This is a genomic window from Streptomyces sp. NPDC002328 (genome assembly GCF_042890065.1).
Taxonomy (GTDB): domain Bacteria; phylum Actinomycetota; class Actinomycetes; order Streptomycetales; family Streptomycetaceae; genus Streptomyces.
Genome location: NZ_JBIARQ010000035.1, coordinates 1 through 20,626 on the forward strand (window position 1 = coordinate 1; position 20,626 = coordinate 20,626).

Consider the following 20,626-nt stretch of genomic DNA (forward strand, 5'->3'; position numbering starts at 1 on the left):
CTGGAACGGCTGGCACCACCACGTCACCCTCGTCTCCGCCGCCCACGCCTTCTGCACCCTGCAACGACTGGCACGAGACCCAAAAGACACGGCGCGGGACCGAGCCTCTACCAAGTAATCCGCGAACTACAGACACTCCTCGCCGTCTGGACCGGCGCCTGCCCCACCTGCCACCGCAACATACCCACACCACTACGAACCTGACCAAGCCCTACTAGCACTCGGAACAGCGTGGGGCGGGCGGGCATCTCAGACCTTCCTGGGTGAAGGCAGGGGAGCGTGCATCCGGACTACGTGAGCTGGGTCACCACGCAACTATGCTCGCTACTCTGTGGCGTTGGCAAGCCTCACTCTGCAACCTGCATAGTTCGGGCTGCAGTCTGTTCGCCTCTCGCGTGCCGTGGCACACTTCAGCGAACGACCGCTGCCGGCCGAAGGGGAGAGGGAACCGGCGTGAGTGAACCGAAGTCCGCCCCGACCGTGCTGGCCATTGTCTTGGGCCGGCGCCTGGCCGCCCTGCGTGAGGCGGCCGGCTTCACTGCTGCGCAGGCCGCCAAGCCCCTGCGGATCGCGCCCACGACGGTCACCAGGATGGAGAAGGCCGAGACTTCCCTGAAGTACGCCACCGTCAAGACGCTTCTCGAGATCTACGACGTCTCCCAGGCCGAGATCCAGGAATTCCTCGCCCTCCTTGACCAAGCAAGTACGCCCGGCTGGTGGCAGAGTTTCCGCGATGTACTCCCGGGCTGGTTCGGAGTGCACGTATCGCTGGAGGGGGCCGCGACCAGCCTCCGCGGTTACGAGCCTGGAGTCATCCATGGCCTGCTGCAAACACCCGGATACGCCCGCGCCGTCATGGAGCGAGGACTCCCTCGCATGGCGCCTGATGTTCTTGAACGCAGTGTCGACCTGCGCATCAAGCGCCAGGACATCCTCACGCGCGAGAAACCGGAGCCACCCCAGCTGTGGGTTGTAACGGACGAGACGAGCCTACGGCGCCCCGTCGGAGATGCGGCCGTCATGCGCGAGCAGATCGAGCACCTCTTGGATGTGACCGACCTCCCGAACGTCACACTGCAGGTGTGCCCCTTCGCAGCAGGGCTCCATCCAGGCGCCTTCGGGCCTTTCACCATTTTCCGATTCGAGATCCCCGAACTTCCCGACATCGTCTGCACCGACAGCCTGAGCCGCGCCGGATACAGCGAGGAAAAGGAAGAAGTCGCCCTGTTCCGTGAAGCGCTGGGCGAGATGAGTGTGTACGCATTCTCAAAGCAAGAAACCAAGAAATTCCTTGGTGATATTCGCAAGGAGCTGTACCTATGAGTCACGTCCTCCGCGCCGCCACAGAGCTTGGAGCGGCAGAGTGGGTGAAGCCCTGGAGCGGTAGCAACGCCGGAAACTGCGTGGAGGCGAAGCCCCTCGACGATGGCCGCGTGGCGCTGCGCCAGTCGACCGACCCTGATGGACCCGCGCTGATCTACAAGCAGGGCGAGATCGCGGCCTTCATCCTCGGCGCCAAGGCCGGGGAAGCCGACTTCCTCCTCACCTGAGGCCGGGCGACGCCCGCCCGCCAGATCGAGGAACGCCGGCTGGTGCTGCGCGAGGGCCTCGACCTGGTGCTCACCCCCGAGGGCCGCGAGGTCGCCGCCCGGCTGGCCCAGGCCCGCGAGGAGTCCCTCGCGGAACTGCTCGGCGACTGGTGGGGCCCGGACCGCCCCACCGACCTGACCCACCTGGTGCGCGAGCTCAACGGCGAACTCTGCGGCTCGAACCGCGCCAGGCCGGCGTCGGTGATGGCGTACACCTTGCGGCCGCCCTCGGTGGTGTGGGTGACCAGGCCCTCGGCCTGGAAGCGTTCCTCCAGGAGGCGGATCACCTCGTAGCCGTGGCGCGGGGCCTCGTCCAGGAGCTGCAGCAGGTAGAGGCGGAGGCGGCCGTGGGCGAAGACGGGAGGCATGTCAGAGCACCTTCTTGTTGGTCGTGCTGTCGGCCGGGCCGGCGGAGGGGGACGGGGTGGGGGGCGGGGACGCGTCGTCCGGGCCGGACTGGAATTGTGCCCCGGGCCGGCGGGCGGCCCGTCGGCCGGAGGGGTGTCTTCCGCGGCCCAGGGGCCGTCCTCCTCGGCGGCCGGGCGGCGCAGCAGGGCGATCGAGCCGGAGACCGTGGTCGCCTTCAGCCGTCCGTTGCTCCGACGGGGACTCTGTACATCTTCGCGAAGCTACCTCTGCAGCCTGCAATGCGAGTGCCCGTCCGCGACGGACACGGGATCATGGGTGCATGAACGACCAGGACACCCCGGGTGCAGAAGACGGCGAAGAGAACCTCGATCGAGAAGCGGAGCCATGGCAGGGCGCCGGTGCCAGCATCGACCTGTCCGGTCTCATGAAGTCCGCCCGGCAGACCGCGGCCTGGCTCAACTCCATCGACAAGCAGGTCGAGCCGTTCCGCCGCCAGCTCCGCATGTTCGAGTCCACCCGTCGCTCGATCGTGGGCACCATGGGACCGGTCAACGTGGCCTCTCAGGCTGCCCTGGATGCCCAGCGCCAGTACCAGGCGATCGCGGCGCCCGTCCTAGCCCTCCAAAGCGATCTCGGCGACATCTACGACTGGCACAGCCGGATCAACGATGTCGTGCGCAGCGTGTCGCTCCCGCGCACACTGCTGGACCAACTTGCCGCGGCAGCTGCCCTGTTCCTGCCCGCGAACCTCAGCGGCCTCGCCACCGAGGACCTTTACACGATCCTGGACCTGGGCGAGGAGGACGGCCTGTCTCTCGCGTGGGCGCCCGGGACCGAGATCGTCAAAGCCCTGCTCCCGCTCGGCACCCGCGAGGAGCGCTACGCACTCCTGGCCGAACGCCGCGACGACGTGCTCGACGACATCGACGCCAGCCTCCAGATCGTCACCCACCCCGAGCTCACCGACATGGTCACCATCCTGAGCGTTGCCACCCGCACCGCGCGGGCCGGCTTCAGCGAGGGCGCCCAGGCCCTGGCGGGCAACGTGCTCGAGACCGCGATGAAGAGGCATGGCAAAGCCTGGATCCGACGGTCCTTCCCCCAGGCCACCTACACAAAGGGCGGTAATCACGGCATCATCGGCAGCGCCCTGGACGATGCGGACGACTGGGGCGACCTCACGCTCCTGCAGTTCAAGCACTACCTGGTGCTGGCGGGCATGAGGAGCGCCTTCGGGCCCGGCGCCACCCAGGACACCTTCAACCGCCATCTCGGAGCGCACGAGGCCTCGCCCGACACCTACCGTCCGGAGTTCGTGCTGCCGGCGATCCTCCTCGCTCACGCCCTGCTGCGTGCCCTGAGCCAGGACCTCGAGCGCCCCGACGACGAGGACGACGTGTAGCCGCCGCTCTACCGGCCCACCCGAAGCCGCTCAGGCCGCCTCGGAGTCGATCTCGTCCCGTGCCTGAGCCACCAGACCCCACAGCTTCAACGGAGAGATGAGATCAGCGTCTGCGGTCTCCGTCGCCCCGCCGTAGCGCATGTGGCCGGCGTCGAGAAAAGGAGGAATGCCCATCTCGTTGAGCAGCCGGTACAGCACCGCCTGCTCAACGTCGTAGGCGTCCGAGCCCAACTCGAAGTACTGCGTCCGGATCACCAACCAGCCGTCACGCCGGTGATCGGCAAGCCGTGTGGTCCCCATGTTGGTGTCCCCACCTTCACCGCACCCCAGCGCGGGTGATGCAGGAGGTACACGAGCGCGGGCAGGGCGTGGTTGGTGCCGAAGGGACGGCACCGGCGGCACCCTCCCGCGCCTTGAAGTGCCTTCGTGACCACGGTGTCGCAGGTGATGCACTGCATGCGCCACACGGCCTGCATCCGCCCCGGGTACGGCTCCAAAGGCTTGAAGCCCAGAACGGTCAGCCGCGCCACGGCCTCGTGAGGCTCGACGAGCGGACTCCCCGAACACTGACGGCACACCCCGCGCCCGTGCTTCGCCAGGTGGTGCACCGGGAAGACGACCCGTCCGCATGCGAGATGCCGGCTCTCCCACGGTGCGAGCGTCCCCGGGCACGGCTCCAACGGCTCCAGCCCGACCGCCCGCATCTCCGCCTCGGCCTGGAGCGAGAAGTTGGCCCGGCGGGTCGCCGCCGCCACGACCTTCGAACACGCCAGACACCCGCCGCCCTTGCGCACGGTGGTGAAACGGGGCTTGACCGTGCTGTCGCAGCGCAGGCACTGACACAGCCAGGGAACCTGACTGCCCGGGTACGGCTCCAGCGGCCGCTAAGTGAGCAGACCGCATGAACTCCTCGGCCTCCTCGTCGCTGACGCGGACGGAGCCATTGCACGCCGAGCAGCACACTGCCCCCGCCCGCACCTCAGCGAGCCGCGGATAGCCGGGCTCCGCGCCCTTCTTCTTCACCGCCGCCTGCACCGTGCCGAAGTGCGGTGACACCTCGTGCCCGCGCGCGAGACACCGGCAGCGCCATGGGCTCCGATCGCTCGGGAAGGCCTCCAGCGGCTCCAGCCCGGCCGTCCGCATCACCCCGGCCGCGTAGTCCGCATCGATGCGGCGCTCGGCCGCCGCAGCCTCACGCCCGCAGTACAGGCACCCCCCACCGCCCTTGACCGTGCCGTGTGTCGGCCGGACCTCACGCTCACACCGCTTGCACCGGCACCGCCACGGTGTGCCACGTCCCGGGTACGGCTCCAGCGGCTCAAGGCCGGCCGCCCGCATCAACTCGGATGCGACTTCGGGGCCAACACGACGCGGCAAGACGACTCCCTCGGGCTGGGCAAGGTCAACCGCCTTAGAACTCCTAACAGAGTGCCTTCAGCCGTCGCCAGCAGATGATGCTGCAGGCCAGGCTGAGGAAGGCTTCGTCGATGTCGTCGCGTATCTCCCAGCGGATTCGTAGTCGGCGGAACCAGTGCAGCAGTGCGAAGCTCTGCTCGACGACCCACCGGTGGACGCCCAGCCCCGATCCGTGGTCGGTGCCTCGGCGGGCGATGACCGGGGTGATGCCGACGGCGCGGACCTGCTTGCGGTACTTGTCGTGGTGGTAGCCGCGGTCGGCGTAGAGGCGGTCGGGGCGTCGGCGGGGACGCCCGCGCCGGACGCGGCGGTCGACGGAGGCGCGCGGCTGACCTGGTGGGCCGCGGCGACCCTGATCGAGCTGGCCGGCACCTGGGCGGCCCATCCACTGCCCGGCCGCAGACTGGACTCCCGCGAGGTCGCCTTCGCCGGCGGCCACCTGCTGGAACGCGGCAGACTCTTCATGATCATCGCGTTCGGTGAGACGATCATGACCGCTCGATCGGAGGGGTCGGTGCCACACCGCCACATGTACGCGGCCTCTTCGCATTCCGCGCGGTGAGCGGTGCCGAACGGACGCAACGGGGTTGGCTCCGGGGCGTGACGACCATCCGCCGTTCCTCACGCCCCTGACGGCCCACGCCCGCGCGAACTCGTCTGCCCGGCCGGGCAGAATGAACCGAACAACGACGGGTTCGTGCGCAGGGTGGTCCGGGAATCTGCGAACCTGCGCGCTTCGGCGTGGGACGTCCTTCTCCACCCGTCGCAGGGCGACGTCCGGGGACGGCGGTACGACGACCGCCGTGCCCTACTCGTCGATCTGCTTGAGGCGTACAACGTCAAGCCGCCGATCCAACTGGTCCCGATGACCGACGACCCGGCAGTGGCCATGACCTGGTACCAACAGCTCCCGGAGCAAGGCATCGGGCATCGTGGCGAAGCAAGCCACCTCCGTTTACAGGACAACAGGCCGGGTCTGGAAGAAGATCAGGCATGCCGAGACCGTGGAGGCCGACATCGTCGGCTACACCGGGTCGGCCGCGCGGCCGCGGGCACTCGCGGTCCGGCTCCCCGACGGGCGTGTGGCGCTCACCCAGTCCGTGAAGGTGCCGCTCGCGGCTCAGGTCGCGGTACATCTCACGGCGAGCGGCCCGCCGCGCGGCACGCGCACCCGGGCGGGGGAGCCCTACACCACTGCCGCTCCCGGTCTGGTGGTTGAGGTTTTGGCCGGGACGACCCGGCACGCCGTGGTGACGGTGACCCGGCTCCGCAGTACGTGAACCGAGGTCCCCGGTCAGTCATCCTCGAGTCGGCATCCGTCTACTCACTGCCCGAAGGCTGACGGCGGATCGGGGTCACCACTGGGTGGTGGCCGGCACCTACGTGGATGTCGGCCACCATCGCGTTAGGCGACCAAGGACAGCCAGTTCGTCGCCGGGGGCCAGCGGTGCGGCTTCATGCTCTGCCGGACGCCGAGCAGGTCCGCGCAGCGCCCCTCGACGGTGTCCAGGGCCTCGGTGGGCGTCAGATCGTCCAGGTGCAGGACCCGCACGCAGGCGAAGACGGCCCTCTTGGCCGGATAGCGGTCGTGCCGGTTGAGGCGCCCGGTCAGACCGTCGAGGCGGCTTGCCTGACCGAGCCAGCGCAGCCGTCCGGCGATGTCGGTGACCAGGTAGATCCCGGTGAGGGCCTCCAGATCCTGTCAAGTCTTGGTGTTCAGGTTGAGGGCTTCGTGGTCGGCGGGCTCTGGAGTGGTCAACCCGCCGGGTCGCTTGGGAGGGTGAAGGTCCTGCTTTTCCTTCAGGTTTAGAGGAAAGCTGAGCCGGGCTCCCGGAGAACCGGGAGCCCGGCTCAGCGTCATTCCGCCCGAGGGCGTACCACTGCACCGGGCCCACGCCACCACGCACCTCGCAGTGCCGAGGGACATGGCTCATCCACGGCAGGTCCTCCCACTCACCCCAGCTCACCTCTCGCCCTCGGTGTTCCCGCGGCAGATGGACTGCAGCGGGTCGGCAGGTGCCACTGTTCGCCGAAACGACTGGCCCCGGTCTTGGCCGCGCCTGGGAGGGGCTCGGTCGGGGCCCAGGCGCACCTCTCGTACGGCTACTGGTGCTGAACCCACCACACGATGCCCGCCACGAGTGCTGAGCCCAGTGCCCAGCACGCGCCGCGGACCAGGCTGAAGAGCGCGGCACGGCCCAGTTTGCGGGCGATGGGCATGGTCATTTTCACGTGTTCCTCTCCTCCGTGGTCGCCGGCCGGTGGGGCCGGATATGGATGACCGTGCCGCGTGGGGGTGGTGGCTGTCCGAAAGGGCGGGCACGGCGGGAGAACTGCCTCTACGCTCCTGGTCATCGGCGTGCCCGCCGGCCCCGACGCGGGCAGCGGAGGGCGGCGGGCACAGGGGAAAGGTGGCGCGGGTGGGGGAGTCGTCCAAGGGCCGTGAGCTGTACGACGCGCTGCGGGCCCTGGAGGACAAGGCCCGAGCCGGGTACGGCAGGAAGACCGGGCACGCGTATTCGCGTCGCGCTCTCGCCAAGACGGTCGACGGCCGGGACTCGTCGCTCGACCGGCGCCTGGCCGTGTGGATGCACGCCGACCCGGCGAAGGCGAAGCCCCCGAAGCCGAGCAGCAGCGAGAAGTTGATCGCCGTCGTCCGGCAGTTGAGTGAGTGGGCGGATGAGCAGTTTGACGAGGGCTGGTGGCGCACGCTCCTGGATCAAGCCCAGCCTCCCCGCTCGCCCCTCCCGTCCGCGAGGGCGCGAGAGCGGGGGGACGAGAGCTACTCCGCGTGGATTGAGGACCACATCCTGTCAGCGCAGTTGGTGGACAGGGAGGACGAGCTCCAGGAAATGGCCGAGTTCTGTTCCGGGCCGGATCGCCCCGGCGTGTCCGCGTACCGGTGGTGGCAGGCGCCTCCCTGGGCGGGCAAGTCCGCCTTGGTCGCTGACTTCGCGCTCCGGCACCGGCCGGACACCGTGGAGGTCGTGTCCTGTTTCATCACCGATCGCCTGGGCCGCAACGATCAGTCGGTATTCCTCGAGACGGTGATGCGGCAACTGGCTCTGATCGCCCAGCGGGAGGTCGGAGAAGCGGGAAGCCGTCCCGAGGATTTGCCCGGACTGTGCCGGGCCGCGGCAGAGGCGTGCCAGGACCGGGGACGGCGCCTGGTGCTGATCGTGGACGGCCTGGACGAGGACCAGGGCGCCGCTTTCGGCGGGCCGAGCATTGCCGCCCTGCTGCCGAGGGTCCCGCCGGCCGGGATGCGGGTGGTGGTCACGAGCCGACCCGCTCCGTCCGTTCCGGACGACGTTCCAGACGACCACCCTCTCCGGGCCCTGGACGCCATCCGCACGCTCGCCCCGTGGTCTGACGCCACGGGCCTCAGCGTCCTGGCACGGATAGAGCTGCGGCGGCTGCTCGACGACGAAGCGGTCGGGGTCCCGCTGCTCGGATTGCTGGTTACGGCCCGCGGCGGTCTGACGTCCGCCGACCTGGCCCGTCTCGTCGGGGTACGGCCGTACCGGGTGGACCGGCTCCTGCGGGGGATTACCGGCCGCAGTTTCGTACCGGGAAGCCACGGCCAGGTCCTGCTGCCCGATTCTCACACCACGTCCACGCACTGGGCCATGAGGAGCTTCGTCAGGAAGCCCTGCGCGCCTTGGGCGATGTGACAGGGTTCGAGAGGCAGTTGCACGAGTGGGCGGATAGCTATCGCGATCAGGAGTGGCCCTCGGGCACCCCGTCCTACCTGCTCTACGACTACCCGCGCATGCTGCACAGCGCCGGCGATCTGAAGCGACTGACCGACATTGCCCTCGACCCGCATCGTCAACGGGCCCTGATGGAGCGCGCCTCGCTGGACACCGCGTTCACCCATATCGAGCTGACCGCCCAGCTGGTGCGCCGCCAATGCCCCGATGACTTGGTGGAGTTGACGGCGCTCGCGGCATCCTCGTCCGTCCTCGCCGAGCGGGCCAGAGCTCTGCCGGCCGAAGTCCCGTTGACGTTCGCCCGGCTGGGACATGCTCCGCGTGCCGTGGATCTTGCCCTCGTCGCCCCGTTTCCGGCGGAGAAAGCTGTCCGTCTGGCGAGGGTGGCCCGTGTGCTGGTCGGCGTCGGCGACCGGCTCGCCGCCGGGGCGGCGACCGAGGCCGCCCGATGGGCTGATCAGGCTCGTCGGGAAAGCGCTCCGCCGAGCGGGGACGAGCAGGAGGCGGAGGAGGCCACCGGGGAGGCGGCCGTCGCGCTGATGGCCGTCGGCGACCTGCGCCGGGGCCGCGAACTCCTCGGCTGGCTTGGGGCGTCGGCGGATGCCGGCGACGAGGCGGGGGCCACCGTGGTGGCCCGGGCCGCCTTCGCCGCCCGTTCCCACGAGCCGGCGCTGGCCGAGGAGTTGCTCGACCAGGCCGAACAGTATGCCGAGGAACTGGCCGCCGCCTCTCCGGCCGATCCGAGCGCGCCGGTCGCAGCCTGGGCTGCCGTCGCCGCGGCCACCGAGGGCCCGCGGGTCGACCGGATGTACGAGCGGATCAGTCAGTACGCCCGAGCGTTCCCGTCCCGGCTCACCGCCTGCTTCGTCCACGCCTCCGCGGCCTCGGCCCTGGCGACCGTCCGTCCGGAACAGGCGAACACGCTGGCGGACCAGGCGGCGGAACGCCTGGAGGCCGCGCTGGGCGATCCCGAAGGTCTGCCGGACGACGACGGCGGCGACCTGACCATGCTCCTCAGCCCCATGCTGTCCACCGTCGTACGCGCCCTGGTGGACACCGGCTCGGTGGACCGCGCCCGCGGCCTCGTCGCGTGCGTACCGGAAGAAAGGCACACCGGTCTGATGGGTATCGACACGCTCGCCCGGGCCCGGGCCGTACTCGCCGATGACGTCGACGAACCGGACCAGGAGCCGTCGGCACAGACGCTGGCGCGGCAGGCCTACCGCCTCGCGGACCGCGACGAGCGGGACGCAGCGAGCCAACGGCTGTCCCAGGCTCTGGAGGAACTCGGCTCTCCCCAAGGACAAGGCCCTCGGCGCCTCTTGCCGAGGGAGACCTGGCTCATCTCGTTGTGCTCGGCACTGTCGGCCATCGGCCAGCCCGGGGACGTCGCGCAGTTGGCCCGAAGTCTGCCGGACCCGGTCGAGCAGGCGCAGGCGCTCGCTGCGGCGGCCGTCTCGGCGTCGCGGGCCGGGCATCTCGAGGACGCCCGGCGCCTGGCGTCCGAGGCCGCCGACCGAACCCGGACGCTGGAAGGCGCCGGCAACTTCTCCTTCTTCGACGGCGCTCCGGGCCGCGAGGTGGCCGACGCGAAGGGCGCCGCCGCTCAGGCCCTCGCCCACGTCGGCGACCGTGAGCGTGCCCTGGCGCTGGCCGAGGAGACGGGCCCGGCGGATCACGACAGACGACATCGCGCGCTCGTGGCCATCGCGGCCGGCCTGCGGTCCTATGACCCGGCCACCGCCGTGGACCTCATCGACCGCCAACGAGAACGTCTCCTCACCGCGGACCCTCACCGCGGTTGGAGCGGACGTATCGCCGACCTCAGTGAGCTCCTCGCCGCCATCGCCGACGCCGACGCGGAATGCGCTGACCGCCTTCACCAGGCCGTCGAACATGTGGCGCAACAGCTCAAGGAGTCGGATACCTGGCTGGATCCGGAGGACCTCCTCACGGTGCTCCTCCTGCACGCCCGAGAAGAACGCGACGACGCCCGCAGCACGCTGACGTCGTGGGAGCAGAAGTCGTCCGGCAGCGCCCTGTGGGGGCTGCCGACCGGGGCCATCGCCATCGCCCACGCGGCACTCGGCAACCTTGACGCTGCACGCCTGCGCGCACGCAGCCACAACGTCCCGTACGACCGTGCCGAGGCATTCGTGGCCGTGGCCGCCTACCTCGCCAGGACGCCAGCGGGCCTTCGCACCGTCTCGGCCTCCACCAGCACCGCCTTCACCGAGACGTTTCGGACGTTTGCTCTGACGCACATTCCGCCCGACGCGACAGAAACGGCGCGCGAGGCCCGACAGTTCACGGCCAGTGCCCTCGCGGGCGACGGCTGGCACTGCACCTTGGACGTCCTGGCTCGCATCGAGCCGGCAGCTGTGGAACGTGTGCGGGACATCGTCTTCACTCACCGCCATCTTCCACTGCAGACCGGCTGAACCACGCCCGAGGTACACCGCTATGCCACCCCAGAGGCAGCATGGACGCGAGGGCACCGCACCCCGCGCTCGACCCTGCTATCGCCTGGCCCACGCTCGGCATGTGGGTTCGATGGGAAGGCGAGCGTCTCGACCTCGTGTCGCTGGCACCCGCACGCGGCACCACAGCGGATCAAGTCCTGCTGCCGTGCTCTCCGGAACTCCTGATACAGCTCGGGAGGGAGTGTCTAATCAACGGCTCTGACCCGTAGTCGGTGGTGACGCCGGGTAGCCATTCACGGTCATGATCTTGTGATGGATGTCAACTCCCTTATCAGCACGGTGTTTTCCGGGCTGTCGGTGCTCGTCGTCGAGGACGTGGAGGGCTGTGGTGACGCAGTGGTGGTCACGGCCCGCACGCGGGATGTGGCGGTGCCGTGTCCGGTGTGCCGGACGCCGACGGCGAAGGTGCACGGGTATCACCGCCGGACGGTGACGGACGTGCCGGTCGACGGCCGCCCGGTCGTCGTCCGCCTGCGGGCACGGCGACTGGTCTGTCCGGTCGTGGGCTGCCGGAGGCAGACCTTCCGCGAGCAGATTCCCGGACTGCTGGAACGCCATCAGCGCCGCACGGTGCGCCTTGCCTGGCAGATATCCCAGGTGGCGCGGGAGTTATGCGGTCGGGCGGCCGCACGCCTCGCCGGCCTACTGGCCGTGCCCGTCTCCCGCAGCACCGCACTGCGCCATCTGCGACGCCTGCCGCTGCCACAGCAGGCGGTCCCACGGGTGATCGGCGTGGATGATTTCGCCCTGCGCCGCCGCCACCGTTACGCCACGATCATCACAGATGCCGAAACCGCCCGACGCGTCGCGGTCCTGCCCGACCGCGAAAGAGCCACTCTGGAGTCCTGGCTGCGCGAACATCCTGGTGCCGAGATCGTGTGCCGCGACGGCTCGGCCACCTACGCCGAGGCCATCCGCCGCGCCCTGCCCGACGCGGTGCAGGTCAGCGACCGATGGCACCTCTGGCGCAACCTCTGCGACAAAGTCCGGCTCGAGGTCCGCGCGCACACCGGATGCTGGGCCACCATCAATCCGACCCGCCCTGGTGGAGTACGCGAGCAGACCACCCGCGAACGCTGGAACAAGATCCACGACCTCCTCGGCCAGGGCGTCGGCCTGCTCGACTGCTCCCGCCGCCTCGGAGTGGCCCTGAATACCGTCAAACGCTACGCCCGCATGCCCAAGCCCCAGGCCCTGCGCATCGCCCCCAATAGTCAAGACCTGTGGATTCGGTATGGTTCAGCGGTAGCGCGGCAGTCCGCCGAGGTCTGGGAGCTCGTCCTCGAAGTCGCAGGCGGCAACGGCGTCGAGGCCGCGGTTCCAGAGTGCTTTGAGGACACGTGACACTGCTTCGACGAGGGCCGGGGCGGGGTCGTCGGCTTCCGCTTCGATCGTGAACGGCCACCCGATGAAGTCTTCGGCCAGCCCGTCGTCCGGATTGTCTCGGATCTCGAAGACCATACGGCCTGATCGGACCGTGTAGTGATCGTCGGCAGGGGCTCCGAGGGTTGTCCCGACGAGCGCGGTCACGGACTCGCGATGGCCGCCTCGCACAAAGATCTGGCAGTCTCCGTAGTCCTTCGTCGTGTTCACGCGGCCTGCTCCTGTCGTTCGACCAGGATGCCGTTCTCGAACGTGGCGCCCGCGCGGACCAGGGCGACGAGGTGGGCTCCGGTGACCGCGCGCCAGCGGGCCTGGGCGGACTCGACAAGCTTGAACACCATAGCGAGGGCTGCGGCCGGGCTGCCGGCACCGCGGGTGACCTTGGTGCGGAGCTTGACGGTGGAGAACGTCGACTCGATCGGGTTCGTGGTCCGCAGGTGGATCCAGTGCTCGGCCGGGAAGTCGTAGAACGCCAGCAGCTCGTCGCAATCCTCGGTGATCTTCGCGACGGCCTTGGGGAACTTGGCACCGTAGGTCTTCGCGAACGCCTCGATCGCCTTCTCGGCGTGCGCGCGGTCCTCGGCGTTGTAGATCTCCTGCATCGCCTTCGTCGCGCCCGGCTGTGCGGACTTCGGCAGGGCGTTCGTCACATTCCGAGCCTTGTGGACCCAGCACCGCTGATGACGGGAGGCCGGGAACACCTCCGCCAGTGCCTTCCACAGGCCCATCGCGCCGTCGCCGACGACCAGCTCGGGATCGCGCATGCCCCGGCGGCGGCAGTCGCGCAGCAGGTCGGCCCACGACTCGGTGGACTCCCGCAGCCCCTCGGCCAGCGCGATCAGCTCCTTGGTGCCGTCCAGGCGCACACCCATCAGCACCAGGACGCACGAGTGCGCCTGCCCGAGCCGGACCTTGGGGTGCACCCCGTCGGCCCACACGTACACGTAGTCGGCCTCGGTGAGGTCGCGCTGCTGGAAGGCGGCGTGGTCGTCGCTCCACTGCTTCGTCAGCCGGGTCACGGTGGCCGGCGACAGCCCGGCCGAGCTGCCGAGGAACTGCTCCAGCGCGGGCACGAAGTCCCCCGAGGACAGGCCGTGCAGGTAGAGCAGTGGCAGCACTTCGCTGACCTTGGGCGACTTGCGGCACCACGGCGGCATGATCTTCGAGGAGAACCGCATCCGCTCGCCGGTGGCCGCGTCGACCCGCTTGTCGTTCACGCGCGGGGCCGTGACCTCGACGGGTCCTGCGGCGGTGGTCACGGTGCGGGGCCGATGGTGGCCGTTGCGGACCACCAGGCGTCGCCCGGCCGGGTCCGTCTCGGCCGCCAACTCGGCTATGTACTGGTTGACTTCGGCCTCCAGCGCGGCGGCGAGCATCCGCCGGGCACCCTCGCGGACGATCTCGTCGATCAGGGAGCCGGACTCGGTCGATCCGTCGGCATTCATTACGCTGAGCACGGGCGTGCCTTCCCGACCCGCGCTGCGAACGCGGGCCTACTCGGTGACCATCAGGATCATTCGGGAAGGTACGCCCTCCGCGTCCCATCCCGGGGCTGATCCACAAGTCCTGAGCATTGCCCCTTTCCAGGCCTTGTCCGCGTTCGGAGTGCTGAGCATCGGCCCTCCCGGGCTCAATAGGGTCAGGCAGTGCAGTACACGCAGTACTGCTTCGCCCTCTGTTTTCTCGTGTCCGAGGCGGGAGGCATGAGGCAGGGTCGTTTCAAAGTCCTGTTTGCGGGTGATCGTGCAGGTCAGGCGATGCCGAGTAGGTTGAGCGGCCTGTTGAAGGGGGCGTGGCCGCCGAGGTCCGGGCTCTGGGCCTGAGCTGGGGGTGCTTCATGTCGAGCTGCGGCTGACGGCGAGCGGTCCCCGCGTGATCGAGGTCAACGGCTGGCCGGCGGGTCGCCCGAGACGCTCGCTGACGGCTGGCGAGGGGGAGCAGCCAGCCGGGATGTTCGGACTGGCTGCTCTCAGCTCGGGAGTTTCCCGCTCGGTTCGGTCGTGCTTCATCTGTCCTGCACGATGAAGCAGGCCCGTTCGTAGAGCTCGTCGAACGTGATGACTTCGACGTCCTGGATGGATCGCCTGTACTGCTCGAAGGAAGTCATCTTCTCGGGGTTCGCCGCGCCGCCGTCGGTGAACTCGTTGAGGCTTCCGATCACGAGCACCTGTCGCGGGCGGACGGTGGAGACCTCGATGCCGGTCGGGGCACCGTCGTCCCGGAACTGCCTATGCAGTTGACCGCTGACCAGTTGTTGGGCCTTGTAGGCGGTCTTCTGTACCTGCGCCACGGCGCCGACGACTTCCTTGGAGACCTGATAGACGTCCGGCGCCCGGTACGGTGCGCTGGCCAGCAGGGATGTCAGATGGGTCTTGATCTCGCAGAACAGCAGGCTGCTGATGAAGCCCTTGGAACGCATGACGGCGTCACTGCGCTTTCCTGCCCCCGCGAAGATGTTCGCGCCGGTCGTGATGCGCTCCAGCTTGCCGTCGTCGTAGGGGCCACAGGCGACGAAGGTGAGGCCGTATCCGAAGATCCAGGAATTCTTTTCGAAGAAGCCCTGCCAGACCGCTTCCGGCCCGGCCACCTGAGCGCGCTCCTGCTGGAAGAACTCCGGGTCGTTCAACAACCGGTCGAACCTTTGGAGTTGGGCTTTGCGGTTGCTGATCAGTCGGATGTCCTCTTCCGTGAGGGCGCCGCCGACGGCGGCTCTGACGGCTTCGAGGAGTGTTGTGCGGTTCTGGTCGGCCAGGAGGCGAGCCAACTCTGCTTCGTCGCCGACGACCAGCCGCAGGCTGCTGTCAGGGATGTCCAGCCCGACGCAGCTTTCGAGGAAGCGGATGACCTTCCAGAAGCTCTCGTGGACATCACTCGCATCGACGAGTGCCTTGACGATCTGAGGGGCCTCGGTGCCGGGTATCGCTTCCGTGGCTGCCGTCTTTGCAGCCTTGCTCTTGTCCTTCTTCCAGAGCTTGATCCTGGGTGAAAGGACACCGTCCTTGTTGATGAGGGTCACGTTGCACAACGTGGCCACCCGCTGCCGGTCGTCCAGAAGGAAATCGGTGATCAGGCGGCTTCCGCGAGTGTCGTAGAAGTAGGGGAGCCCTTGGTCGTGGTCGCGAATCTCAAGATCTGAGAAGTCCTGCGCCGTGACATCGAACTCTGTGGTCGGAAGGCCGATGCGGAAGCCCCGCAGGACGGGGAGATCAGGCTCGGAGGTCTGGCTCCTCCAGTCCGGTGAGACGGCCGGCAGCGGGCCCAGGTCGCCTTCGACGACGAGGGACTGGACGTCTGCGCGTTGGAGACGGGTGAGTACGGCTTCCAGCCGTTGCCAGACTGCGTTGATGACGGTCTCCGTGAATGCCGGCAGGAGGACGGAAGGCACGGTGAGGACTGCCTCGTATGTGGCGTCCGTCCATCCGTCACCGGGCATGGGGTGGTAGATGCCGCCGTCACGGCGTAGCGTCAGGACAGTCGGGCGGAGCAGGTCGCGGGCGATTTTCTCGCCGTCGCGATCGAGGAGGCTGTAGGTCTGTCCGAGGACGAGGTCGAGTTTGCCGGGGTCGTCGTCATCGAGCGGCACGGAGACCAGCGGGCCGGTAGACGGTGCGGGGGCTGGAGCGTAGACCGGCCGTTCCGATATGAACTTGAATGGGCGGAGCGTCCAGCCGTCCGGCCCGAGGAGACGGTTCAGCTTCGCGGCCCGTTGGAATGCGTGGTCAGCGTCAGGCTGCACCTCGGGATGCACGAACCGCGCCAAGAAGGCGAGAAGAACCTCGTCAGGGCCGTCGTGGAGTTGGAAGTGGGGGTTTTCGAAGATCCAGTTGTCTTCCCAGTCGTCGTTGGTTACCCGGTGCTTGATGATGTCTTCTCGTGCTGTTGTGTACCGAGAGTCCGTCGATGCCAGCCTGTCGAGGTCGTACAGGGATTCGATGAAGTCGATCTCCTCGAGCCGTCCCCACCAGGGGCCACCCTCACCGGTCAGGTAGTCGACGATGTCGCGTCGCGTGAGAGTCGTGATTCTCTGCGTGCTATTGCTGTGTGATGCCGGCGTGGCGGACTGCGTCATGGCCCCAGGATGAACGCACTCCGCCTCACGTGGTGGGTGATTGAACATCAAATGTCTCTGACCGCAGTGGCAACATCGCGGATGCTGCGGCCGCGTGCAGTGTTACCGCCTGGCCGCGGCAAGGGATCTGTTTGGCCTGGCCCGGGATTTCGTGGCTCTGCTGGCTACCTCGCGGAAGAACCGTGCCGCGATCGTGGGGGCGTATTGCACGGTGCGGTGGGAAACGGTGCGGGTCCGTGCCGACTGCGTTCGGCACGGACCCGCCGGACTATGGCCCCTCAGGAAGGGGCGCGCACACCGCAGTGGGGCCGCCTGGAGCGGCCTGCTCGTGCGGCTGCGCTGCCTCACCCGCACCGACCACGCCCAAGCCCCAGCCCGCACGGGTTGACCGTCACAGCCCGCACGGTGCACACCTGGCTCTGCCCCTGCCGACTACCTCATCCGTGCATTTGAGGCGGCATGTCGGTACTCGTCGATGACTCCGCCGAGGCGGTCTCTGCGGCGTATGTCCAGGCGGGTGATGTGTCCGGGGTTGAGCGGTTCGGGGACGGCGCGCAGGGGTGCCGCCTGGTTCAACTCGTCGTGCAGTACCGGCGAGAGGTCGAGGAAGTGCTGCACCGGCACAGCCCTCTCACCCTGGCGTTCGCGGCCAAACTCGCCTCGCTCCCCGACATGGTCAGGGCCTACGAGCAGATCAAGGTGCAGAACGTACACCGCTACCGGGAGGAACTCACGCGACTGCCCGACGAGTTCCGGGGGAGCCACCGACTTGACCCGCTCGACAGGACGTCGAGCGGGTCGACGGATCGGTGGACCAAGGGCCTGGTGCCGCCGGTTTCCGGCGACGGCATGGCTCACCAGGTCGTGGCAGCTGAGCGGACCACGGACCACGTGTCGCCATCGCGGGCGTAGTCCATGGTCATCTGCAGCGGCCAGTTCGCGCGGGTGCCGTACACCGTCGCATCGGTGATGAAGCGGCCGGAGACGTGGGCTGTGCTGCCCTCGACCTCGACAGTCATGCTCTTCTCCTCGATCCGGTGGTAGAGGAACTGGCGGGCACGCATCTGCGAGAGCCACTCGTCCTTGGGCTGCACGTAACCGGTGACGTGAGTGAGGGTGCAGCCGTCGGCGAGCAGGCTGTCGAGGGCGTCGGTGTCGCCGTCGAGCATTGCCTGCAGGTAGGCGCGAAAGGCCGTGCTGACTTCGTCGTGGGCGCTCTGGGCGGGGGGCGGTTGCACGGTGACTCCCGTTGTTCGGCAGGTCGGTCGGGATCCGTCGGGACGTCGGCCGGATCTTGTTGCTTCGTGTCTCCTGTCGTCAGCAGGCAGACTCAGTGCGTAGGGCCGACAGGCCCGTCAGCAGCCATAAGGCTTTCCGGGACGTCGAGCCGGGCTCGGCGTGATGGACGACGAGGGTCTGGTCTGCGTCGCCCTGCAATCCCATGGCTTCGAAGGAAAGGGTGAGTTCACCCACCACCGGGTGCCGCAGCCGCTGGACGCCGTGGCCCCTGCGACGCACGTCGTGCCGGGCCCACAGTCGTCGGAAGTCGTTGCTCTTCTCCGCCAACTCGCCGATCAGGGCAACGAGTTCCGTGTCCTCGGGATGCGTACACGCGTCCACACGCAGCACGCTGACGACGTCCAGCATCTTGGCTTCCAGGTCGGCGAAACGGTCACGTGCCGCAGGGGAGAGGAAGAACAGCCGGGCCAGGTTGCGCTCCCTGGGCGGGAGCCGGGACCAGTCACCGAACACGGTGATGGCGAGCCTGTTCCAGCCCAGGACGTCCAGGCGTCGGCCGAAGACGTACGCGGGGACCCCGTCGAACGCGTCCAGCAGTAGCTGGATGCCTGGCCGCAGCCTCTGCGTGTGGGGCATGGCGTGGCGATTCGCGTGCAGTTCCGGCCGGGCAAGGCGGAACAGATGGGCGTGCTCGTCTCCACTCAGGCGCAGGGCGCGGGCGACGGCGTCCAGCACCTCGGCCGACATGGTGGTCCCGTGGCCCTGTTCCAGGCGGGTGTAGTACGCGAAGGACACCCCTGCCAGCTGCGCGAGCTCCTCGCGGCGCAGCCCCGGCACCCGGCGTCGTGTGGACGACGGCAACCCCACGTCCTCGGGTCTGAGCCGGGCACGCCGGGATCGGAGGAATTCCCGCAGTTCGGCGCGCCGGTCCAGTCCGGACTCCGAACTGCTTCCTGCCGGTGGACGTGACGGCGGCTGCGCGCTTCTGGGCGTGATGTGAGAAGGCATGAGGGTCCCTGTGGGGGCCGGGTTCCGGGCTGTCAGAAATTCGTGGGCATGCGCGTGACGTACGGCTTTCCCAGGGAGCGGATCTCGTCGTCGGTGAGGACGATGCCGACGGCCATGGCAGCGTCGGTGAGATGGCCGACTCGGGTCGCACCGACAACGGGTGCGGTGACGATCGGATTCTTCAGCACCCAGGCGAGGGCGACCTGTGCCATGGGCACGCCGCGGCTTGTCGCGATGGCCTCGACCGCGTCGACGATGGCTTCGTCGCTGTCGAAGAACAGCGGCCGGCCCCAGGGGTCGGTGTCCGGGTTGGCTCGGGCGCGCGCCGTGTCGCGCTGCTGCCAGGGCCTGGTGACCATGCCCTTGGCGAGGGGGCTCCACGGGATGCTGCCCACGCCCTGGTCGGCGAGCGAGCCGAACATCTCCCGCTCCTCCTCACGGTGGACCAGGTTGTACTGGTCCTGCATGGACACGAACCGGATCCAGCCGCCAACGTCCGCGGCGTGCTGCATCTTGGCGGACTGCCACGCCCACATCGACGAGGCATCCGATGTAGCGGGTTTTGCCCGCCTTGACGACGTCGTGCAGCGCTTCCATCGTCTCCTCGACCGGAGTCGCGGGATCGAAGCGATGGATCTGGTACAGGTCGACGTAGTCGGTGCCCAGGCGCCGCAGCGAGGCGTCGATCTGCTCCATGATCCCTTTGCGGGACAGGCCGGAACCGCCCGGCCCGCCGTGCATGCGTGAGAAAACCTTGGTCGCCAGAACGATGTCGTCGCGCCGCGTGTACTTGGCGATGGCTCGGCCGACGATCTCCTCGGATGTGCCGTTGCCGTAAGCGTTCGCGGTGTCCCAGAACGTGATGCCGAGTCCGACTGCCTGCTGGAACAATGGGTGGGCGGCATCCTCGTCGAGCGTCCACGGGGTCTGTGGCCGGGGAGCGCCGAAGCTCATGCACTCGAGGGCGATACGGCTGACCTCGAGACCTGAAGTGCCCAGGCGGGTGCAGTCCATGTGGGGGCTCCCTCCGTCACGCGCTCTCGATGGTCTGGCTGTCGGGCGAGAGTCTCGGGGCGTGCTCGGACTCGATGGCGGCCAGGTCGAGCAGGGTCAGCGCGTCGTGTTCGGGTGTGCCGGCCTCGGCGTAGTACACGACCATGCACTGGCCCGGGGTGCCCTGCAGTTGCATGGTCTGGTAGCCCAAGGTCAGGTCGCCGACCTCGGGATGGTGGAAGGTCTTGCGCCCATAGGAGTGGCCCTTGACGTCGTAGCGCTCCCACATGCGCGCGAACTCGGGGCTCTTGAGCAGGAGTTCGCCGACCAGTTGCGTCAGGTCGGGTGCGTCCGGCTCCATGCCGGCCAGGGCGCGCAGTCCGTTGACACAGGTGCGGACCTGGCCCGACCAGTCGTCGAACAGGCCTCGGGCGGCGGGGTGCAGGAAGACGTAGCGGGCGATGTTGCGCTGCTTGGCCGGCCAGTCGTCCAGGCCGGGAAGCAGTCGAAGTCCGCCCGGGGTGTGGGCCAGCACGTCGCCGGTGCGGCTGAACACGTGCGCGGGGTAGGGGCGCAGGCTTTCCAGCAGCAGCTTGACACCGGGCCGCACGGTGCGGTTGGGCGCGGATGGCGGTTCGGGTGTCGAGCGGGCGGCGAGGGTTGCGAGAGCGCGCAGGTGATCGCGTTCGTCCTCTTCCATCTTCAGCGCGCGGGCGAGAGAGTCGATCACGGACGGGCTGGGCCGGGTCTCCGTGCCGCGCTCCAGCCGGGCGTAGTAGTCGATGCTGATGCCGGCGAGCGTGGCCAGCTCCTCCCGGCGCAGTCCGGGGGTGCGGCGCCGCCCACCGCCGGCCGGCAGGCCGACCTCTTCGGGCGTCAGGCGGGTACGGCAGGCGCGCAGGAAGCGCCCCATCTCCGTACCTCGGGTGTCGCCGCTGTGCTGCTCACGATCCATGTGTTCA

The 20,626-nt window shown here is 68.6% G+C and carries 17 protein-coding genes and 4 pseudogenes; 10 read left to right on the plus strand and 11 right to left on the minus strand.

What is annotated here, in order from left to right:
- Nucleotides 1-453 precede the first annotated feature (453 nt).
- The 4 genes and pseudogenes from ACFYX4_RS39750 to ACFYX4_RS39765 all read left to right on the plus strand — a co-directional run bounded on the left by ACFYX4_RS39750 (nucleotide 454) and on the right by ACFYX4_RS39765 (nucleotide 3,360).
- Nucleotides 454-1,323 carry a helix-turn-helix domain-containing protein gene (locus ACFYX4_RS39750; RefSeq protein ID WP_389344634.1) on the plus strand — a complete coding sequence of 290 codons (870 nt, stop codon included), beginning with the start codon at nucleotides 454-456 and terminating at the stop codon, nucleotides 1,321-1,323.
- A complete protein-coding gene (locus tag ACFYX4_RS39755; RefSeq protein WP_389344636.1) occupies nucleotides 1,320-1,550 on the plus strand; it encodes a DUF397 domain-containing protein in 231 nt (76 codons plus the stop codon). Before ACFYX4_RS39750 ends, ACFYX4_RS39755 begins: the two co-directional genes overlap by 4 nt.
- A 15-nt stretch (nucleotides 1,551-1,565) precedes the next feature.
- Nucleotides 1,566-1,883, plus strand: a pseudogene (locus ACFYX4_RS39760) (EmrB/QacA family drug resistance transporter); the annotation flags it as partial.
- 394 nt (nucleotides 1,884-2,277) lie between these two features.
- Nucleotides 2,278-3,360 carry a hypothetical protein gene (locus ACFYX4_RS39765; RefSeq protein ID WP_389344638.1) on the plus strand — a complete coding sequence of 361 codons (1,083 nt, stop codon included), beginning with the start codon at nucleotides 2,278-2,280 and terminating at the stop codon, nucleotides 3,358-3,360.
- A 30-nt stretch (nucleotides 3,361-3,390) separates the two neighbouring features.
- Here the strand turns inward: ACFYX4_RS39765 and ACFYX4_RS39770 are convergent, their stop codons facing one another.
- The 3 genes and pseudogenes from ACFYX4_RS39770 to ACFYX4_RS39780 form a co-directional block, all read right to left on the minus strand.
- Nucleotides 3,391-3,615 (minus strand): hypothetical protein, encoded by a 225-nt coding sequence (locus tag ACFYX4_RS39770; protein WP_389344640.1) that lies wholly within the window; start codon nucleotides 3,613-3,615, stop codon nucleotides 3,391-3,393.
- Entirely contained in the window at nucleotides 3,612-4,115 is a 504-nt protein-coding gene (locus ACFYX4_RS39775; RefSeq protein WP_389344642.1) for a hypothetical protein, read from the minus strand. Before ACFYX4_RS39775 ends, ACFYX4_RS39770 begins: the two co-directional genes overlap by 4 nt.
- Nucleotides 4,116-4,780: 665 nt before the next feature.
- Nucleotides 4,781-5,074: pseudogene (locus tag ACFYX4_RS39780) on the minus strand (transposase); the annotation flags it as partial.
- On the opposite strand from ACFYX4_RS39780, the gene ACFYX4_RS39785 reads away from it, so the two are divergent.
- Nucleotides 5,021-5,338 carry a low temperature requirement protein A gene (locus ACFYX4_RS39785; protein ID WP_389344708.1) on the plus strand — a complete coding sequence of 106 codons (318 nt, stop codon included), beginning with the start codon at nucleotides 5,021-5,023 and terminating at the stop codon, nucleotides 5,336-5,338. The pseudogene ACFYX4_RS39780 and the gene ACFYX4_RS39785 overlap by 54 nt on opposite strands.
- 370 nt (nucleotides 5,339-5,708) lie before the next feature.
- Nucleotides 5,709-6,056 (plus strand): hypothetical protein, encoded by a 348-nt coding sequence (locus tag ACFYX4_RS39790; RefSeq protein WP_389344644.1) that lies wholly within the window; start codon nucleotides 5,709-5,711, stop codon nucleotides 6,054-6,056.
- A 125-nt stretch (nucleotides 6,057-6,181) separates the two neighbouring features.
- Here the strand turns inward: ACFYX4_RS39790 and ACFYX4_RS39795 are convergent, their stop codons facing one another.
- Entirely contained in the window at nucleotides 6,182-6,328 is a 147-nt protein-coding gene (locus ACFYX4_RS39795) for a hypothetical protein (RefSeq protein ID WP_389344646.1), read from the minus strand.
- 551 nt (nucleotides 6,329-6,879) lie between these two features.
- Complete coding sequence (locus tag ACFYX4_RS39800; protein WP_389344648.1) at nucleotides 6,880-7,002, minus strand: hypothetical protein; 123 nt, start codon at nucleotides 7,000-7,002, stop codon at nucleotides 6,880-6,882.
- A 194-nt stretch (nucleotides 7,003-7,196) separates the two neighbouring features.
- On the opposite strand from ACFYX4_RS39800, the gene ACFYX4_RS39805 reads away from it, so the two are divergent.
- The 3 genes and pseudogenes from ACFYX4_RS39805 to ACFYX4_RS39815 all read left to right on the plus strand — a co-directional run.
- Nucleotides 7,197-8,450, plus strand: coding sequence for a hypothetical protein (locus tag ACFYX4_RS39805; protein ID WP_389344650.1), 1,254 nt, complete (start codon nucleotides 7,197-7,199; stop codon nucleotides 8,448-8,450).
- On the plus strand, nucleotides 8,438-10,930 hold the full coding sequence (locus ACFYX4_RS39810; RefSeq protein ID WP_389344652.1) for a hypothetical protein: 2,493 nt from the start codon (nucleotides 8,438-8,440) through the stop codon (nucleotides 10,928-10,930). Before ACFYX4_RS39805 ends, ACFYX4_RS39810 begins: the two co-directional genes overlap by 13 nt.
- Nucleotides 10,931-11,251: 321 nt before the next feature.
- A pseudogene (locus ACFYX4_RS39815) lies at nucleotides 11,252-12,181 on the plus strand (ISL3 family transposase); the annotation flags it as partial.
- A 380-nt stretch (nucleotides 12,182-12,561) separates the two neighbouring features.
- On the opposite strand, the gene ACFYX4_RS39820 reads toward ACFYX4_RS39815, so the two are convergent.
- Complete coding sequence (locus tag ACFYX4_RS39820; protein WP_389344654.1) at nucleotides 12,562-13,800, minus strand: IS256 family transposase; 1,239 nt, start codon at nucleotides 13,798-13,800, stop codon at nucleotides 12,562-12,564.
- A 560-nt stretch (nucleotides 13,801-14,360) separates the two neighbouring features.
- On the minus strand, nucleotides 14,361-16,424 hold the full coding sequence (locus tag ACFYX4_RS39825) for a Shedu anti-phage system protein SduA domain-containing protein (RefSeq protein ID WP_389344656.1): 2,064 nt from the start codon (nucleotides 16,422-16,424) through the stop codon (nucleotides 14,361-14,363).
- Between the two features lie 459 nt (nucleotides 16,425-16,883).
- Here ACFYX4_RS39825 and ACFYX4_RS39830 point away from each other — a divergent pair, with 459 nt between their 5' ends.
- Nucleotides 16,884-17,336, plus strand: a complete 453-nt coding sequence (locus tag ACFYX4_RS39830; protein WP_389344658.1) for a DUF6537 domain-containing protein — start codon at nucleotides 16,884-16,886, stop codon at nucleotides 17,334-17,336.
- Here ACFYX4_RS39830 and ACFYX4_RS39835 read toward each other — a convergent pair.
- The 4 genes and pseudogenes from ACFYX4_RS39835 to ACFYX4_RS39850 form a co-directional block, all read right to left on the minus strand.
- Nucleotides 17,279-17,662 carry a nuclear transport factor 2 family protein gene (locus ACFYX4_RS39835; protein ID WP_389344660.1) on the minus strand — a complete coding sequence of 128 codons (384 nt, stop codon included), beginning with the start codon at nucleotides 17,660-17,662 and terminating at the stop codon, nucleotides 17,279-17,281. The genes ACFYX4_RS39830 and ACFYX4_RS39835 overlap by 58 nt on opposite strands.
- 79 nt (nucleotides 17,663-17,741) lie before the next feature.
- The gene (locus tag ACFYX4_RS39840; protein ID WP_389344662.1) at nucleotides 17,742-18,671 is read right to left on the minus strand and encodes a helix-turn-helix domain-containing protein; all 930 of its coding nucleotides are present in this window, start codon (nucleotides 18,669-18,671) and stop codon (nucleotides 17,742-17,744) included.
- 32 nt (nucleotides 18,672-18,703) lie between these two features.
- Nucleotides 18,704-19,685: pseudogene (locus ACFYX4_RS39845) on the minus strand (aldo/keto reductase).
- 16 nt (nucleotides 19,686-19,701) lie between these two features.
- Nucleotides 19,702-20,619, minus strand: a complete 918-nt coding sequence (locus tag ACFYX4_RS39850; RefSeq protein WP_389344664.1) for a helix-turn-helix transcriptional regulator — start codon at nucleotides 20,617-20,619, stop codon at nucleotides 19,702-19,704.
- Between the last annotated feature and the right edge of the window lie 7 nt (nucleotides 20,620-20,626).